The following is a 17559-nucleotide window of genomic DNA, read 5'->3' as shown; positions in this document are numbered from 1 at the left end:
CTTAGATTTCATAATAGCCGTATTTTTTACCAAACCCCTCCTGCATCTGTCATATAACGTCTTGTTATTTCCGACGTTCTTTAACTGGGCCCCAGAGCCCTTCTTCGTAGGCGGTGCTTGCACCCAGTGAAGGAATGTGCGTTAGTGAACGGAAATAATCTTGTTAGATGCAGCTTTTTCCACACGACCCTATAATCTCTGATATTAATAATTGCATATTGGCCATTTATCAGTCTTTCCATCATTTCCTTTTTCAAAAACTTTTTCTTCAATAAAACAATCTTTCTCTTTATCGAATGAGTAATCTTTAATTATTAAACCTGAATTGCTATTCTGTATTGTAGATATGTACGATGTCGTGCTATCATCATATATTTTATATAAGTATACATCAATTTTTCCTAATTGAACATATTCATCAAATAGAATATATATATCTTCATTGTCTCTGGCTACTAACATCCACTTTTGTCCATCATTCCATAAATACTCTCCTTTATACACTTCTACTTGTGAATATAACTCTATTACAAGATTATTTAGATTTTCTTGAGCTCCTGTTGTATATTCACCTAAAAGGACATAATTTTCTAGTCTATCATAATCTAAAGGTTGAGATTTTATTTCTCTAGTATTTATTTCTAATAAAGATTCCGTTTTACTATATCTCACTTCTTCTTCATTTTGCTCTCTTGTTTCACTAGTTTGTATGATTTCTTCTAATCTATCATTTGCTTGTTGTAGCAAAGTAATTCTTTTATCATAATCAATTATTTTTTCCTTATTTTCATAATTATTTACTAAGTTGTATCCTAATATAATAATTAAAAGAACTATTAAACCAATATAAATTAAATTAGACTTACTATTTACCATTCCCCTGACCCCCTCTCTTTTTGCAAGCTACTTTAAATTCATAAAAGACCAAAAAAGAATACTCCGATATGTGGAAAAGGTTTCATCGTCACCATAGAGCCAATAGTCACCCATCGCCCCTGGCACAGATCCCAGCGTGCGGATTTTCCGCACTGGGCTCCTCAGTTGTATATCTCTACTTCCGCATCAAGCATATATATTTATTACCATTTGTTTGTCTAAACTTTCAGTAAATGGTCTTTGTATTGGATATCTTTCTTTTAATTTTTTACTAAACTCTTTCCAATTAAAGCTTCGCCTTTGACTCCTTCGATTCATCCACTTATACAACAGTCTTTTGACTATCAAATTCATCTTTTCTAGCATTTTGTAATTTCCTATGACTCCATAGTAGTTGTAATAACCTTTTAGTTTTATATTTAATAGATCTATTAAACTTCTTAGTCTATTATTTCTATTTTCTTTTATCCACTTTTTTATCTTTTGTACTGATGATTTGAATTTATTCTTACTGGTTGTGTGGGTTATGATATCTTTTCCTTTACTTGATATACGCCACCTAAAGGTAAATCCTAAAAAGTCAAATTCTCCATTTCTATCTTTACTGAATCTACTGAATTTTATGAGCTTAGTCTTTTCTTTTGCAAGCTCTAATCCAAACTTATTAAAGCGTTTTTCTAGTGCAACCATAAACTTTTCTGCATCTCTTTTATATCTAAATGCACATACAAAATCATCTGCATAGGATATCATCATGCTCTCACCTTTTACATGGCTTTTAACTACTTTCTCAAACCATATATCTAAAACATAATATAGGTATATATTAGCTAGTATGGGACTTATTACCCCACCTTGCGGTGTTCCTTTGAGGGACTTTTCTATGATGTTTTCTTCTTTCATTATTCCTGTTTTTAACCATTTATTGATGAGTTTCAAAAATGGCTTATCTGCTATGTCATGAGCTAACATTTCTATTAACTTTTCATGATTTATATTCTGAAAATATCCTTTAATATCAGCTTCTACTATATACCCAAATTTTCCATAGTTCAGTTCTTTTCCTAAGTGCTTTACTGCATCCTTTGCTCCTTTACCTTTTCGGTATCCATATCTTGTTTCATAGAACTTAGGTTCATATACTGCTTCTAGTATTTTACTACATATTGTCTGTAGTAGTTTATCCCTTACTGTTGGTATCCCAAGTGGTCTTCGACCTCCATTTGTTTTACTTATGTAGGTTCTTCTTACTAGGTTTGTGCGATATGCTCCTTTTTTAAGTTCCTTTTCTAATATGTTTACTTCCTCGGTTAGATTTGCTTCAAACTCTTTTGCACTGATTTTGTCTATGCCTTTTGCAGCCCTTTTATTTATATACTGCCATGATTGTCCTAGATTCTACTTATTCAGTAGTCTGTATAGATTTTCAAACTTATGGTTTTTCTTATATCTTGCTTTCCTTTCGATATTATTCAGTGAGGTTTGCAAATGTTTATCTAGCCCTACTTGTCCAGCATTTGTTTCCTTTGAATAATTCATACTCCTGTTTCCCCCTTCCCCATGTAGACAGTTTTACTGCCCTCAGAGTACTATGAGGAAATCCGAATTCTCACTGTCTTTACAATATCTTCTTTTTCGGTTGTATATTGCTTCTTAGTTTCCTAAGTGACTGTGAGACCTCCCAAGTTCCTGACATTACTTTTCATACATACCACGTGCTTTGACCCCGACAGACCCTCCAGAATCTTGCCATTTCAATTCCTTCATATTGACTTCCATAACGTTAAATACGTCGTCATCTGCATTTTTATTCCTTTCGGAACCACGATTAACGGGGCTGAATATACTTCAAGGATTACGGTCTCCTATGTGGTCCATGTAATTCTCTGTGTACGCTTTACCTTTACTGTCGCCAGTAACGGTACAACACTCGATAATGGTGGCTGGCTAGACCTTTCCATATAAGGACTTTCACCTTACCAGTAATGCCAAGCTTTGCTTGGCTCACTAACTTCTCCCAGTTTACGAAGTTTCTTAACATTAGCAAGACTTGGCTTAGGTTCAGGAATTTAGGTAAAACGGCGGTAGGAGTGTAACCGTAAACTCATTGTCATATGAAGTATCACGGTACCCACACCTATTTATATTAATTTTTTTTTATTTTTTTTCCATTAAGTATTCTTTAACACCTTTGAATAAAAATCCAACATTAATATTCTTAATTGACTCTAATTCGATTTCACAAATTTCTTTTTCTATGTTATCCAAGTTATATCCTTCTTTTATAATGATAAAAGAAAATATCTTTGTATAAATAGCATTTCGGGGACATCCATAAATACATCTTAGACAAGCTATGCAACCCCACTTAAATACAGGGATATTATTCTGCATTTTAATATTATCCATCGGACAATTTTTTGCACACCATCCACAACTATTACAATTTTGCCTTACTTTTAATTCTTTCGCAAATATTCTAGCACAAAGCTTTTCTATTTTACATATTACTGTCAAAATTCTTCCGCCAATTTTTGGTTTTATTCTTTGCTTTTTACCTTTCAATATTTCCATTACAATTTTTTCTGTTTTTGAAGGTAGTACTTTTAATAATCGTATTGCTAGATGTTTCTTGGTAGAAACCATAAAATTTGAGGGCATGACCATCATTCTTTCATATATAGTGTTGAAGCCTTTTTTATGTAATCTTTTTTTTATTCCTTCCCTGCATGCACTATTAGGCCAGATATCTCCTCCACCAGATACAGAAATAATAACAACAGGCTTACTTTCACCTTTTGGTAATTTATTAGTCCATTTATATACTGGTTCAGGTGCATCAAATGCATATACTGGAAATAAAATGATTATCATATCTATATTTTTTATATCATAAATATTCTTCAAGTAATTGTTATGTTCTAAAGGTTCTTTTTCGGCTGCTACACCATGTTTCTCCAAAAACTTGTACATTAAATTGGCAATACGAGTTGTTCCTCCTGTTCCAGAAAAATATACTACTCTAACCTTCTTGAAAATTTTCGAATCCATATATCTTCCATCTCCTAATAACAAATAATAAATTATCATATTTACTTTTCAATATTATTTAGCGCTAACATTCATAGTGATATTTCATATAACATTTAGCATTGTATCTGAAGTTGAAGGTACAAAAACTCAGCTCTTGCTCAAAATCTAATTTAAAGAGCTTATCATTAATCTTTATATTCACATACTCTCAATTTCAGATACAATTTAGTTGAACGAAGCCGCCATTAACATCACTATGGGCTTTCAATCCACTCGATTTCTATATTTTTCTTTGATTTACTCTATTTACCTAAATCTTCTCTTAAATTATTTCAATAATTATGTAATAATTTCCTTCAAATTTAGTTTTTTCATATAAAACTTTTATTAAATGTTAAAAAAAGACATACTTCACCTAGGGACTTTCCCTTTTATCAAAAATACTTTAGTAAATCAAGCTATATTTCCACATTCATCAGACTCATCTACATGACCACCTAAAGAGGATGTTCGACAGAACTCTATTGAGCTCATAACTTTAAGCATGTGATATGGAAGTTTATATTTTTCTCTGTAGGCTTCGCCATAGTTTTTAAATACTCCCTAATTTTTAACTGCAATTTAACTTCCCTTTATCACTGAATATTATTACTTAATTTGCGGTATAATTTTCTACTGAATTTATACATAACTTAAGGAATGATTCTTCTCCTAAAGTATTAATCTTGAAGAAAACCGCTTGACTTCCTCCAGAAGTAATAGCAGAAACAAATAAATCTTCTCCATTGCCTACAAGTGTAATGTTCATACTTACACGATTGCCACCAGCCATGCTATATCTTTCATAAACTCTAACAGCCATCTTTGTCTCTCCTATAGTTACATCACTACCATCTTCATAACTGACAGACATACTACCATTAGTAATGTCATTATGTATCCAGTCTAACAACTCATCAAAATTGCCTTTAAGAGTCTTTTCATATTTTGCCATACTAATACTCCTTCCAATAACAATTATTTTTTAATTATAATTACTATAATATATATTACTCATAATTAAGTTGCTTAATAAGTATTTCTAGTATTTCTTTGCATTGTCAATCACCACAGTAATTTCATACTACTGAATGATAGAATTTAAAAATAGTACATCTACAATTAGAAAGTTAATTAAGTAATTCCAACATTAAAATATTATATATTCTAATTGACAATCAAAAGGTTCTTTATTGACTAATTCCTGATTATATTCAATGGCTTCCACACAACCCATTGCTTTATAAAATTCTTGAGTTTCTTGAGATGAATGAGCAGAAATGTATAATTTTTCAGCTCCTATAGATTTTGCTTTTTTACATATAAGAGTAAATAAACTTCTCCCTATTCCCATTCCACGGCAACCGTAAGATATATGAATGCTTGAAAGCTGCAAATACTCGTTTTTAGTTCCAAAAAATTGCTTTTCTAAAGAAGCAAATCCAATAAGAATATTATCTTTAAATGCACCAATTACAGTGCCACCAGTAGCTATTGTATTTTTTAGACATTCTACTAAATACTTATATTCTTTAGAACCCCACTGCTCAGTAAATGGAATATTTTTTAGCACCCATTCTCCATTCTCTTTACGCCAACATTTCTTAACCTCTTGATAGCGATTAAATCTTGAAAATATCTGCAATTCTATTTCTTCTTTTATTAACTCTTTATAAATAACTTTATCCATTTTATCCTCCAATGAAATTTATACAATCCATCATGTATCTCTGATCTTACATAATGTACTATTATAGATACTTTATTTAAAGCTAACTATCTTCATTATCCTTTTTAGAATAACCCACAGCACCTATTCCTTCTTTAATCTTGTAGTATTGTCCTGGAGCATATATTAACGGATCAACAGTAGTCATGTTAATTTTTCCATACAGTGTTTCTTCTATAGTCTTATCGGCCAATATGTTCTTTACTTCTCCTATATAGATAGACCCTTCACCTTGTTCGATTATATCAACTAATGAACATTCATATACCCAAGGTGACTCTGATAATATAGGAACATTCATAATATTACCTTTTGAGTATTCAACTCCAATATCCTCACACTTATTTTGTTCGTAACCAGACGTATTACCAAAATAATCAGCCATATACATCATTTTTGTTGTTACAAGATTCGCTGAAAACATGCCTTTCCTTTCAACTAATTCACGAGTAAGTTTTTTACCTCTTGATGCAAACATGAGCATTGGTGGCTTAACGGAACAAAATGTTATCCAAGTTATTAAAGCAAAGTTTGGAGTATTATCATCCTTAAAAGTTCCAATTAAATATGTTGGCTGAGGAAAAAATCCTCGTTGTGGCTTTAATGATCTCTTTTCCATGAATTGTCATCTCCTTATTTTTTCATTAAGTAAGAAAAGCTCTTTTAAACTTCTAAGTTCGAATAAAAAACTAATCGTTTTATCACTGAACTATAATCAATAAACTATTAAAATTATCAATATTCGCTATTACTTTTTATTCAAATATAAATTTCAATTCAATATTAATATCTATATTCATATTTTCTGTTTAAATTTAAGAATTAGATTGGCAGGAAATAGCTTATGCTCAAAAAGAATACTTATTGATATTATTCCTTCTACTAATCCTATTACAAAATATATTATGTGAATGAAACTAACTGCATTAAGCATTATACATTGGACAACAATCCAAATAACCAAGGCCCAACTAAAAGTATTACTTGTATAGGCTTGATATTTTAATCTTAATCCCATAATAATAGCACTAACGATATTACCTACTCCAATTATAGTAAATAGAATAATTCCAGGTATGAGATAGCTCTTGAAAGGTGAGTATTTTAAATATTCCACAGACATTCCAAGCGGGTCATAAGGATTCAGTATAGTCATTAGACCCCCAAATAATGCTCCTACACCTACAAATATGTGCAATACAAATAATATTCGGTAAAGTTTACTCATATCATTTACGCCTCCAACATTCTTTTTCATTTATATTTTTACTTAAAATCTTCCTGTAATCATTTTGCACAGTAATAACTATGTAATAATTTCCACATCCATTCTTTTTCAGATGTTGATACTGCATTGAATAAAGATTATTCTATTTTAAGAATAGTCCATCCTTCTTTTTCTTCATCCTTTAACAATTTATTAATTTTTTAAGGAATATATACGACCATCCTTATCTATACTCCACAAGCTTAATATACAATTATCATAAACTCACTCAAAATTAATACAAATTATAACCAAAGCTACTTTAGACAAGATTTAGCATTACCAATCAATAGCTTTTGGATTTCACCATATGCTACTTGCTCTTCTAATTTTAAGTTTATTTTACCAATATCCCTAATATCTCTTCTAAAGAATGAATTGTATAAGTTGGTTTAATTTCATTTTTCCATTCCTTTTGACTCCTATTTATCCAACATGTTTTAATTCCAAATCTATTTGCACCAATTATATCAGAGCCTGCATCCCCTATATGTAATATTTTTTCTGGCTTAACGCCATTATGTATAATCATTTTATAGGGCATAGTTTATTTTTGACCAAGATTTAGTGTATTTTGAACACTCTCATACTTATCACGTATAAAGATTTTCCCCTCATTGCTTAGCTTGTCCCAGCTTCTTTTGATTTTTTTACTTACCCATTCTGTGCCCTCATCAATTTCTAAACCTTTTTTACAATATGCAAAATATAACAATGAAGGTACATTCTCTATATGAGCTATGGCATCTGCATTAGCAACGCAAATAGCTTCCTTTGATTTTTTATCTATTTGAATACTTCCTCTATGGGAAAGTATACAATCTTTTACTTTTTCAATTTTATCCTTAGGATAATTTAATCTCCCCAATATCATTTCAGCTTCTTTAGCTCCATAAATATGATGCTCAGCATGTTTAGAATAATCCTTTATACCTGCATAATCATGTAATAGAGATGCTATTTCTACTATTTCAACATTTGCTCCAATTTCATTTGCTAAAATTTTTGCGTTCTTAACAACACTTACGATATGATGGGTCCATATTCCATATCCAAATACATTGTTATCTCCCAAACACTTCTCTTCCACTTCGTTCTTAATAAATTCAATAATGTCCATTTTTTCACCTCACAAATCACACATATATATTAATCATAGTTTAATTCTATGAAAATACCTTCTATTAAATTTTTCTATTATTTAAAATCCTAATAGTACTTTTTAGTCCTCAACTGCTTCTCCAAGTAATAAAACTCTACCATTATCGGGACACTTCATTCTAAATTCTTTTTTTCTTGTAGTCCCATAATCTAAATCGCCATTATTCAATAGTGTATAAACATTAGGGTATATATTCTGCCATAATTCATGACAAATTGGTGGACAAACATCTTCTACTATATAGACTTCACCTACTTTATGACAATTTCCTCTACACTTACTTTCTAAAACAGTTAATTTAACTTTCACAATATCACCTTCCTTTTCCCCTTAACCTATTCATACCCCATATACTATTTATTTTTGTTATATGAAAGAATATATCTCAAACTATTTCTTAGTATTTATTATGATACCGTCCTTTCAGGGATTTCATAAAACCTAGAAAATAACTCAATCTCCAATTCACCATTGAAATCTTTATCTATTGGCTGTAGAATACACTCCCTCAGCTTATATCCATTGACTCCAATTTCGTTAGATTTACCTATGAATCCTATTGAAGATCCTGAACTCAGATATAATGGCTCTGACTCTAAATAACTTTTCGTATGAAATTGTAGCTGAATATTATCTTCGGTTTCGTATCTTATAACAGCTAAATTCTTATCCCTGGGACATATGTTTTCCATAGCTTGATTTAAGTGTTTAATAGTTTTTTCTCTCATCTCTACATCATCTATTTCTTCTACTTTTTTTAAGATATCCTCATATACATTATAAGAATAGATTTCATTTATATAAAAATAATTCTCTTTCCCAAGTATTGGATCATAATATTTAACTTTACCTTCATTATTTTGCTTACCAAATCTCACCTTAATAGGATATTGAATAGGTATTTCTTTTACTCTTTTATCAATGTGTAATACAATGTCTAATTCTTTAGTTTCATCTATACTAGGGGTAACTTCACCTTCCATTTGTTCATATTGGGCAATAACTAGACTTTCTAATTGAACATCATCCCATTCCTCAAATATTAAGCCTCTTTCAGCAAAATGCTGTAGCTGCATTAATTTTTCCATGTCATGATTATAAATTGGGCCACTACTTGATGAACCGAATTTTACAGTATGTCCTTGTATTTCCATCTCACTTATATAAAAATTCTTATAGGTGTTATGATTTTCAATACTATATAGTAATTTTTCTCTATTAGTGGTGAATTTCTCACGATGATCATAATCGTAATCACTTTTAAGTAAATCTTCATTTTCATAAATCATCCACATCCGATTTTTATCATTATCTATTGTAAAGCTCAATAATAAAACATCTAGTCCTTCAATGCTTACATGTTGGTTGATAATGTATTCTTCTCTAGGAAGGAACATTTGTCGTTTTAAACTCTTAAATATCATTTTTACACACCATCCCTTTTCACATATAGTTCTTTTTCTATAAAAAATACAATATTAATTTTCTAAATTTATACACTATAATTATATCATTATTAAAATTTAGTATTTGTTATAAATTGTCGAAATTACAATTATATTCTTTATTGTATACCTAATAGGTTATATTTACTTTATAAAAAAACACCACCTTAATTAGGCAGTGCTTACTTCAATTCTATTGTTACTAGTATTTCAAAGTTGTTTTCTTATCTTATTTATGATCTTATTATTCTATCTCTCTTAGCCTCTCTACAATACTACCTTTTCCAATGCTACGGTATGCTATATAAGGTACTATTACTGATAACACTATCATTATTGGATAAGTAATTAATAATGGAGCTATTACAAATTCATAGCTGAAAAACCACAATTTATTGACTACCATTCCAATAACACTCAAAGAAAATATACTCCCTAATACTAATGACAATATTATTGTATATGCCGCATAATATAGTCCTTCAAAGGATAGCATTTTATTTAGCTGTTTACCTGTCATGCCTATACTTTGTAGCATGGCAAACTCTTGCCTCCTAGACCAGATGCTGGTAAACATTGAATTAATGAAGTTTAGAACACCTATTAACCCAATTATAAAGCTTAGTATACTACCAACTATAATTATCATATTATGAAAATCCTTAAAGCCATTTATATATGTTTGTTTAGATTCATAATTCATTAGAGGCTCTATTTTTTCAGTATATTGTTGAACATAGCTCTCCATATCATTTTCCTTATTATCTTCAACATTAAATCCATATGTCATAACAACAGGCCTTGTTACAATATTTAGATATTCATTTGTAGGCAGGTACATTGCAAATTCATCATAGAAACGAGCAGACATAGTCTTGACTTTTATTCTAGCTTTTGCCATAACTTCATACTCATATTCTTTACCGTCTACAGTTATCATAACTGTATCTCCTACATCATAATGTGATGAATCCCAAAGTATATTTCCATAGTCATCTTCATGTACTCCTTCAATAATGTATTTACCTTCTTTAAGCTTTTCTAAATCTAATTCTCCCTCAACAATGTCTAGACGAGAAAGATTAAAATCTTCCATACCATATAGACTTAAGCTAGGTTGACCGTCATTTGCCTTGTTTAAAGGATAGCCTGAATGAGAAAATTCATTAGGATTGTCCCGATATATTGAACATTCACCTAAATAGATATTATAATAGATTCTACCCCCTGCTTGAAATCCTTCTTGCTTCTGAACACTAGATATAAAACTTTCACTAAGCTCATCCTCTGGAAATCGAAAATGATTCGTATTAAAATAATTAGCATGACCAATAAGAAAGTCTGTATCAACAGCTTTCGAAACGTATTTATTCATATCAAATCCATTAGAAATCGTAAATACTGAATTGAGTAACACTAAGCTCAATGTCATAGAAATAACTGAAATTATAGTTCTTTTTTTATTTCTACTAAGATTAGAAAATGCCATTTTCCATAGTTTTCCACCATCAGTAGAATTCTTATTTAATTTTTTCATTTCTCTACTGGTCCCACTATACCTTACAGCTTCAATAGGAGATATTTTTCCAGCAATTTTCCCAGGCTTTCTAGTACTTATAATAACCGTAGCCAAAGCAAATACTGAAGCTCCAATAAAGATGATAGGATTTAAAGAAACAGTCGTGTGATTTAAGTCATAGCTTGTATTTCTCATTATCAAAGGAAGAAGTGCTTTGCCCAGTAAGAATCCTGTAAATAAACCAAGTGGAATACCTATTGTTGATAGTATAATAGCTTGCCTTAAAATAATCCCTCTTATTTGTTTTGAGGTCGTTCCCACTGTTTTGAGCAATCCATATAGTTTTATATCCTTGATAACAGAAATCTGAAAAATATTATAGATAATCAAATAGCCTGTAAAAATTATCAAAGTCACCATCATGATTAATCCAATAATTGTAATTGGGTCAGAAGTAGATATACCATTAGATAGATACGCCCAATTAACATTATTTACGATATCAGTAGGCAATAGCTCATCTATTTCCTTGTCACCGGGAATTGTATAACCACTATCAATAATTACTTTCTTTAATTTCTCATCTAAATTAAAGCCATTATTAAACATAATATATGAGTTTATAACTCCTGTCATATCACCATTTTGTTTATAGGTATTTTTAAGTAAACTATTATGTTTATCCATGAATTCAGAAGAAACAATGATAAATCCTATATTAAACACAGGATCACTCTCCCAAAATCCAGATAATGTGAAGGTAGTGTTGTATTGTTCTCCCTTCATAGTATATTTAATAGGAACTTTTGCTCCAATTTTATGGGGAATTCCTAATAAATCTAATGTTCTAGTATCTGTAATGATCTCACTTTCTTGTAATGGTGCCTTTCCTACAGTAGGCTCACAAAATCCAAGTTTTCTTGCAGTTTTATCCATATAATACATTTCTACATGCCGTTTTAAAAACTCCTCATTGTCTACGCTACTTGCGATTAATCTATTATAGCTTATTTCATCGATTAAGCTATGATTCTTCATATTGTTATATTGTTCATCAGTTATATATTTTAATACAGCGTGACCATCTCCACCTGCTTGTCTTATAGTTTGATTTTGAAAGGATTCTATTATGCCTATACCAATAGTGAAGAGACTAGTAAATAAAACTGTAGTCAAAGCTATAGCAATTATAGCCATAAGATTTCTACCTTTACTTGATCTAAAGCTCTTAAATGCAATTCTATTTATCACTCTTCTATTCTGCACCTGAATCATCTCTTCTCACCGCCTACTATTTTGCCATCTTCAATTCGTATGATACGGTCAGCCATTTGTGCAATTTCTTCATTATGGGTTATCATAATTATAGTTTGATTGAACTGTTTACTAGTCACTTTTAGTAGTCCCAAAACATCTAAGCTAGTTTTACTATCTAAATTCCCCGTTGGTTCATCTGCTAGAATAATTGCGGGCTTTGTAGCTAATGCTCTTGCAATAGCCACTCTTTGCTGTTGTCCTCCGGAAAGATTATTTGGGAGACTACTTTGCTTAGTTTCTAATCCCAATGTTTCAATAATTTTATTGATATATTTTTTATCAATTTTATTACCATCTAATTCAATAGGAAGAGTGATGTTTTCATATACATTTAGTATGGGTACAAGATTATAACTTTGAAATACAAATCCAATATTTCTTCTTCTGAAGATTGTTAATTCATCCTTTTTTAATGAAAAAATATCTTCTCCATTTACCTTTACAGTTCCTTCAGTTGCACTATCCAGTCCTCCTAATATATGCAATAATGTAGATTTTCCACTACCTGATGTTCCTACTACTGAAACAAATTCTCCGCGATCCACCCTCAGACTTACACCATCCAACGCTTTTACTAAATTCTCATCATTTCCATAGTGTTTTATTAAATTATGAGTCTCTAAAATATTCATTGAAATACCTCCATAAAAAATATAGTCTACACCTCATCATGGTATAAACTATATCAAAAAAATCTTTCCAAAATCTTTCTCAAATATAACAGTTATGAAAGATTCTCGCTACCTTGGGAGAAAAACAGAAAAAGTAGATCCTTTTCCTAGAATAGAAGATACTTTAATATATCCACTCTGCTTATTAATAATTTCTCTTGAAAGATACAATCCAATACCAACACCTTCATATTGATTTACATCTATAGAACGATAAAATCGCTTAAATATGGAATTAATATCTTCCTCTCTAATGCCTATTCCATTATCAGTAATATTAATTCTACAAAACATTTCATATCGAGTGATAGATATTGTTATTTTGCCTTCTTCTGGTGTATATTTAATTGCATTGTCTAAAATATTGTAAATTGCTTCTTCCGTCCACTTCTTATCGAAGATAGCTATACAATCTTCATATGGCTTTATGATTTTTATTCCTTTTTTATCTGCCTTATCATTTATTTTATTATAAACATTATTGACCATATCTAATGTAGAATCTGATTTTGGAATCACTGCTATAATATTTGTCTCTAATCTTGATGCCTTAATTAAAGCTTGAATTAGAAAATCTAGCTTTTCTGATTGTTTTGTAATCTGATTAATAATTTCTTTACAGTTATCCGAGAGCTGTTGCTGTTCATTTAATAACTGTGAATAAAGAAGTATATTTGCAATAGGAGTTTTCGTTTGATGAGAGATATCAGAAATTAAGGCCTTAATTTTATCTTTCTCTATTGTTAAATTATTTTTTGAAGTTAAAGACATACTTAGAAATCTACCTAGCTTTGTTTCTAGAGCTGACATCATTGATTCATCATAGGTTGATTGCATAAAATCATCGCTAATTGCCCTATCTAACATAATGTTTAGTCTCTCAATAGTATTTTTAGTTTTGTATCTATCTATTAGAATTAGAATAACTGATATAGAAATGGATACCACAGATAGTATAATGAATATAATATTTATTTTACTCATTCTTTTCTACCTTCCATATGTAGCCAATTCCATATACAGTTTGTATGTATTTAGGCTTTACTGGATTATCCTCTAGCTTATCCCTTAACCGTTTTATAGTAACTGACAATGCGTTTTCATCAACATAGTCCGATTCTTCTGCCCAGATCTTATCTATTAAAGTAGTTCTCTTAACTACATTTCCTTTATTTTTTATTAGTATCTTAAGTAACTTTTGTTCTGTCTTGCTCAACTCTACTTTATTTCCTTTTTTATAAAACCTCATATCATTAAAATTGAAAAGAAAATCTCCAATAATTATTTCTTCATCTATGCTCTCTAACTTTACTCTCCTTAACAGCCTAGATACCCTTGCACGAAGTATCATTAGGCTAAAAGGTTTAGTAATATAGTCATCTCCTCCTAATTCTAAACCTGTTACTTCATCTATTTCCATATCATTAGCTGTTAAAAATATTATTGGAGTATCAGAAGCCTGTCTTATTTGTCTGCATAGGTCAAAGCCATTTCCATCAGGTAGCTTAACATCTAGTATAATCAAATCAAATTCTGTATATGATAAATGTTTTTTAGCATCTTTTATTGTAAAGCTCTGTGTAAATTCATAATTATCCTGCTTTAAACTTAATACGATACCATTATTTAATGAAATATCATCTTCAACTATTAGTATATTCATATTTTTTATTCCTCCCTTCCCACTTAATTTGGGTAGGTTATATTATAGTGTAATCCTCTTATATTTGATGAATTTCGTTCACTTTTTATTTCTTTACATACTACTTAATAATTCTGATAAAGAAATTACTTCATCTCTTAATACAGAATATTTTTTCAAATCAGTTGCTACACCTCTAAATTAGAAGATATGGCATTTTTTATCAAACGATTCTTTGCATAATATAAATAATGTATAATTAAAATCTTTGAATATAATTATTGAACACATCATCTTAATTTCACATAAGCCCTATAGACATTATATATAATGTCTATAGATTAAAGCTCTAATACTTTTCTTGTAGCTTCCTCTAATTTGCCTTTATTAATAGCATCTAGAGATTCTTTAGCCCATGAGGGAAAAACTTCTCTTTTATAGGCAAAAAACAAGGTGATAATTATAGCAGTAAAATCATAAATAACTTCTTCTTTAGTACTTACATATCCATATTCTTTTACAAAAACTTCCCTTGCTTCTTTTGATAGAGATGAACATACATTGTTAATATCACAATATCTAAAACCTATACCTAAGAAATTGTAATCAAACATAAACGCTTCAGATTTATCTCTGCTTACTACAAGATTTGTCCAATAAAAATCATTATAATTGAATGTTTTTTCAGGAATATTTATTTTTTCTTGTATTAGTCCAAGATTATCAATTACCAAATCCCATACTTTATTATTCTCTGTATTTGTTTTCATTCGAATAAACTCAATATTTTCTTTTACAATTACATCACTTTCTCTATAAAAGCTACTTTCATTTTGCTCTATGTATTTTATGCCCTTGTCATGAAGATTAATATACCATTTTGCTAATGCCTTAGCCACTTGAATATCTTTTAAGTCATCACAAACTCCTAACCTATATTCAGTACTTGTTTCTAAATCTTCTAATAATATGCTTTTATCAGTATATCCATAATTCTTTATGGTTTTAATGTTTAATCCTTTCAATATTTCATAGTTTTTTATCTCTCTTGTATATTCCTCATTTGAAAAATATTTCAATATATAACTGTCTTTCTTGGTTTTTATCCTAAATAAAAACACTCCATCTTTATCTCTAATTTCCTCTATCTTTATTTCACGTAAATTATTGAACCCTAGTTTATATAGTTCGTTGCATATAATCTTATTTACTTTCATAAACTCTCCTTTATTTCAATGTTATTTACTACATATAATTGCACTGTTATCCAATATCTTGTTTTTATCAACAGTCCTCCAGAGAGCGGCCCCGAAATTGGCGTGTCTTCTAACGTTTCGTGTTTGCGACGTCTCTGAGTTGGACCTAACAGTAATACTCCTTGTCTCCCAACGAAGAGATGTGGCACTCATCGCCCTAGGATTCTCTAATCCATCCCTAGAGCGCCCTTATGCAAACATTTTGTTATCAGACATTACCTCACTCAGCTACCAAGCTAATCCCTAACTAGTTTATGTATCTAAAGCATAAATGTTATCTAACACACAACAAGGTGTGTTCTTTAAATTTGATTATTATTTTACAGGAAATTCATTTCCATAATGCACCTTCAGCAAAATACCTGCTAATTATTCGTCAACATATACTCTAAAGCTTGATAGCTAATAACATCTCTAATATTTTGGGTATCTTTTACCCTTCTTTTATCAAATCCAGCAATGCCATGTTGCAAAATTGAAGCGCCAAATCCTCTCTCTAGAGCTCCATTATAAGTGAATAAGACACAATGTTCAGCAGCAAATCCACTAACAACTACAAATTCTACATCTAAGTTTTTCAGTATTTTTTCAAGATCAGTCTTCCAAAAGCTATTGGAATATATTTTAGATAGATAAATATCTGAATCCATAATTTCTAAATCATCCATTAGTTCATATCCTTCAGATCCTGGACCGTCTCCTACTTCTTCGTCTTGAATGATAATGATGGGGTTTCCAGCCTTTCTAAAAAGATGTCCAACTTCATTAATATATTCAAGGGCACTTGATATCATAATTTTACATTGCTCCATCTCGCTAAATTCCTTTTGCATATCAATGATTAGTAATGCTATACTCATTTACATTCTCCTCTCAATTTAGTTTAAAAATCCATAATAATATTACTATATTACACACAAAAAAACTGTATCCATTTTGAATATAATCATTTTTTACCTAATAATTGTACTGGGATTTTCACCTATATGGACATGTCACCCTAAAGTAATCCATTTATAGTTATGATTACAAAAACAATGTACATTAGTGTGCTTATGTAAATATTTGGCTATTGCTCATCTAAAGTATCTTGAATTACTCCAGTAATTTTCTGTATATTTCAATTTCTGATTCTATTAACCCCATGTTTCTTCCATGTTTAAGCAACCTTCTTAGTCCATTATTTAAAACTGATTACTCACGTATATTTAATTTCATAATCAAATCCTACTTATACTGCGTAGTAGTTATCATTCACATGTAGATTAATATAAGTGATTTTTTATGACCCATAAGGAATACCTCGTAATGAGTGAGGTAATGTCTTCTAACGCTTCGAGTGCGACGCCTTCAAGCTCTACAAGGAGTTGCTCATGGCTGTGAGCCTGCGAACGCCTAATGCGACGACTGACTCGGTTAGCGAGAAGGTGTGGTGCTCATTTCCCTAAACTTTTCATTCCCTAGAGCACCTCTGGGTGAGTAGAAAGGAACCCTCACGGGCCCAAACCCTCGTAGAACCGGACGTGCCCAATTAAGGCATCCGGCTCCCCGTATGAACCTCTTTACACAAAGGCTGAATTCAAGTTTATCAATTTTATTGGAC

17 protein-coding genes and 2 pseudogenes are annotated in these 17559 nt (G+C 30.5%); all 19 read right to left on the bottom strand.

Translation table 11 applies throughout. The features are described from left to right. Positions 1 to 204: 204 nt before the first annotated feature. Entirely contained in the window at positions 205 to 876 is a 672-nt protein-coding gene (locus tag JMO20_RS07885) for a hypothetical protein (protein ID WP_202709001.1), read from the bottom strand. Between the two features lie 186 nt (positions 877 to 1062). After that, positions 1063 to 2259: pseudogene (gene ltrA, locus JMO20_RS07880) on the bottom strand (group II intron reverse transcriptase/maturase); the annotation flags it as partial. Positions 2260 to 2274: 15 nt separating this feature from the next. After that, a complete protein-coding gene (locus JMO20_RS20030; RefSeq protein WP_243414679.1) occupies positions 2275 to 2415 on the bottom strand; it encodes a hypothetical protein in 141 nt (46 codons plus the stop codon). 618 nt (positions 2416 to 3033) lie between these two features. Continuing rightward, positions 3034 to 3927, bottom strand: a complete 894-nt coding sequence (locus JMO20_RS07875; RefSeq protein ID WP_202709000.1) for an EFR1 family ferrodoxin — start codon at positions 3925 to 3927, stop codon at positions 3034 to 3036. 435 nt (positions 3928 to 4362) lie between these two features. Beyond that, positions 4363 to 4497: pseudogene (locus tag JMO20_RS20025) on the bottom strand (transposase zinc-binding domain-containing protein); the annotation flags it as partial. A 64-nt stretch (positions 4498 to 4561) separates the two neighbouring features. Continuing rightward, positions 4562 to 4903 (bottom strand): DUF6054 family protein, encoded by a 342-nt coding sequence (locus JMO20_RS07865; RefSeq protein ID WP_202708999.1) that lies wholly within the window; start codon positions 4901 to 4903, stop codon positions 4562 to 4564. A gap of 195 nt (positions 4904 to 5098) precedes the next feature. Continuing rightward, complete coding sequence (locus tag JMO20_RS07860) at positions 5099 to 5638, bottom strand: GNAT family N-acetyltransferase (protein ID WP_202708998.1); 540 nt, start codon at positions 5636 to 5638, stop codon at positions 5099 to 5101. 82 nt (positions 5639 to 5720) lie between these two features. Beyond that, a complete protein-coding gene (locus JMO20_RS07855) occupies positions 5721 to 6296 on the bottom strand; it encodes a flavin reductase family protein (RefSeq protein WP_202708997.1) in 576 nt (191 codons plus the stop codon). A gap of 177 nt (positions 6297 to 6473) precedes the next feature. Continuing rightward, positions 6474 to 6935: a hypothetical protein gene (locus tag JMO20_RS07850; protein WP_243414677.1), complete on the bottom strand. Its 462-nt coding sequence runs from the start codon at positions 6933 to 6935 to the stop codon at positions 6474 to 6476. Between the two features lie 346 nt (positions 6936 to 7281). Beyond that, positions 7282 to 7488: an HAD family hydrolase gene (locus tag JMO20_RS07845; protein WP_207753462.1), complete on the bottom strand. Its 207-nt coding sequence runs from the start codon at positions 7486 to 7488 to the stop codon at positions 7282 to 7284. Positions 7489 to 7491: 3 nt separating this feature from the next. Further along, positions 7492 to 8064, bottom strand: a complete 573-nt coding sequence (locus tag JMO20_RS07840; protein ID WP_202708995.1) for an HD domain-containing protein — start codon at positions 8062 to 8064, stop codon at positions 7492 to 7494. Between the two features lie 102 nt (positions 8065 to 8166). Continuing rightward, positions 8167 to 8415, bottom strand: coding sequence for a TIGR04076 family protein (locus JMO20_RS07835; protein WP_341534008.1), 249 nt, complete (start codon positions 8413 to 8415; stop codon positions 8167 to 8169). Between the two features lie 98 nt (positions 8416 to 8513). After that, positions 8514 to 9530: a hypothetical protein gene (locus JMO20_RS07830; RefSeq protein WP_202708994.1), complete on the bottom strand. Its 1017-nt coding sequence runs from the start codon at positions 9528 to 9530 to the stop codon at positions 8514 to 8516. A 265-nt stretch (positions 9531 to 9795) separates the two neighbouring features. After that, positions 9796 to 12336: an ABC transporter permease gene (locus JMO20_RS07825; RefSeq protein WP_341534007.1), complete on the bottom strand. Its 2541-nt coding sequence runs from the start codon at positions 12334 to 12336 to the stop codon at positions 9796 to 9798. A 5-nt stretch (positions 12337 to 12341) separates the two neighbouring features. Continuing rightward, on the bottom strand, positions 12342 to 13019 hold the full coding sequence (locus JMO20_RS07820; RefSeq protein WP_202708992.1) for an ABC transporter ATP-binding protein: 678 nt from the start codon (positions 13017 to 13019) through the stop codon (positions 12342 to 12344). A gap of 108 nt (positions 13020 to 13127) precedes the next feature. Next, on the bottom strand, positions 13128 to 14042 hold the full coding sequence (locus JMO20_RS07815) for a sensor histidine kinase (protein ID WP_202708991.1): 915 nt from the start codon (positions 14040 to 14042) through the stop codon (positions 13128 to 13130). Continuing rightward, positions 14035 to 14721 carry a response regulator transcription factor gene (locus JMO20_RS07810; protein WP_202708990.1) on the bottom strand — a complete coding sequence of 229 codons (687 nt, stop codon included), beginning with the start codon at positions 14719 to 14721 and terminating at the stop codon, positions 14035 to 14037. Before JMO20_RS07810 ends, JMO20_RS07815 begins: the two co-directional genes overlap by 8 nt. Before the next feature lie 320 nt (positions 14722 to 15041). Continuing rightward, the gene (locus JMO20_RS07805; protein WP_202708989.1) at positions 15042 to 15917 is read right to left on the bottom strand and encodes a hypothetical protein; all 876 of its coding nucleotides are present in this window, start codon (positions 15915 to 15917) and stop codon (positions 15042 to 15044) included. A gap of 404 nt (positions 15918 to 16321) precedes the next feature. Beyond that, positions 16322 to 16816 carry a cysteine hydrolase family protein gene (locus JMO20_RS07800; RefSeq protein ID WP_202708988.1) on the bottom strand — a complete coding sequence of 165 codons (495 nt, stop codon included), beginning with the start codon at positions 16814 to 16816 and terminating at the stop codon, positions 16322 to 16324. Positions 16817 to 17559 lie beyond the last annotated feature (743 nt).

It is taken from the genome of Sporosalibacterium faouarense (assembly GCF_016765695.1).
Taxonomy (GTDB): Bacteria; Bacillota; Clostridia; order Tissierellales; family VENL01; genus Sporosalibacterium; species Sporosalibacterium faouarense.
The sequence above is the reverse complement of the archived record's forward strand: the minus strand, read 5'-3'. Positions and strand labels throughout refer to the sequence as shown.

Coding starts and splice junctions, on each gene's coding strand:
- JMO20_RS07840 (WP_202708995.1), bottom strand. CDS start 8,064: ATGGACATTATTGAATTTATTAAGAACGAAGTGGAAGAGAAGTGTTTG.
- JMO20_RS07805 (WP_202708989.1), bottom strand. CDS start 15,917: ATGAAAGTAAATAAGATTATATGCAACGAACTATATAAACTAGGGTTC.
- JMO20_RS07865 (WP_202708999.1), bottom strand. CDS start 4,903: ATGGCAAAATATGAAAAGACTCTTAAAGGCAATTTTGATGAGTTGTTA.
- JMO20_RS07875 (WP_202709000.1), bottom strand. CDS start 3,927: ATGGATTCGAAAATTTTCAAGAAGGTTAGAGTAGTATATTTTTCTGGA.
- JMO20_RS07855 (WP_202708997.1), bottom strand. CDS start 6,296: ATGGAAAAGAGATCATTAAAGCCACAACGAGGATTTTTTCCTCAGCCA.
- JMO20_RS07885 (WP_202709001.1), bottom strand. CDS start 876: ATGGTAAATAGTAAGTCTAATTTAATTTATATTGGTTTAATAGTTCTT.
- JMO20_RS07810 (WP_202708990.1), bottom strand. CDS start 14,721: ATGAATATACTAATAGTTGAAGATGATATTTCATTAAATAATGGTATC.
- JMO20_RS07830 (WP_202708994.1), bottom strand. CDS start 9,530: ATGATATTTAAGAGTTTAAAACGACAAATGTTCCTTCCTAGAGAAGAA.
- JMO20_RS07860 (WP_202708998.1), bottom strand. CDS start 5,638: ATGGATAAAGTTATTTATAAAGAGTTAATAAAAGAAGAAATAGAATTG.
- JMO20_RS07820 (WP_202708992.1), bottom strand. CDS start 13,019: ATGAATATTTTAGAGACTCATAATTTAATAAAACACTATGGAAATGAT.
- JMO20_RS07815 (WP_202708991.1), bottom strand. CDS start 14,042: ATGAGTAAAATAAATATTATATTCATTATACTATCTGTGGTATCCATT.
- JMO20_RS07850 (WP_243414677.1), bottom strand. CDS start 6,935: ATGAAAAAGAATGTTGGAGGCGTAAATGATATGAGTAAACTTTACCGA.
- JMO20_RS07845 (WP_207753462.1), bottom strand. CDS start 7,488: ATGCCCTATAAAATGATTATACATAATGGCGTTAAGCCAGAAAAAATA.
- JMO20_RS07800 (WP_202708988.1), bottom strand. CDS start 16,816: ATGAGTATAGCATTACTAATCATTGATATGCAAAAGGAATTTAGCGAG.
- JMO20_RS20030 (WP_243414679.1), bottom strand. CDS start 2,415: ATGAATTATTCAAAGGAAACAAATGCTGGACAAGTAGGGCTAGATAAA.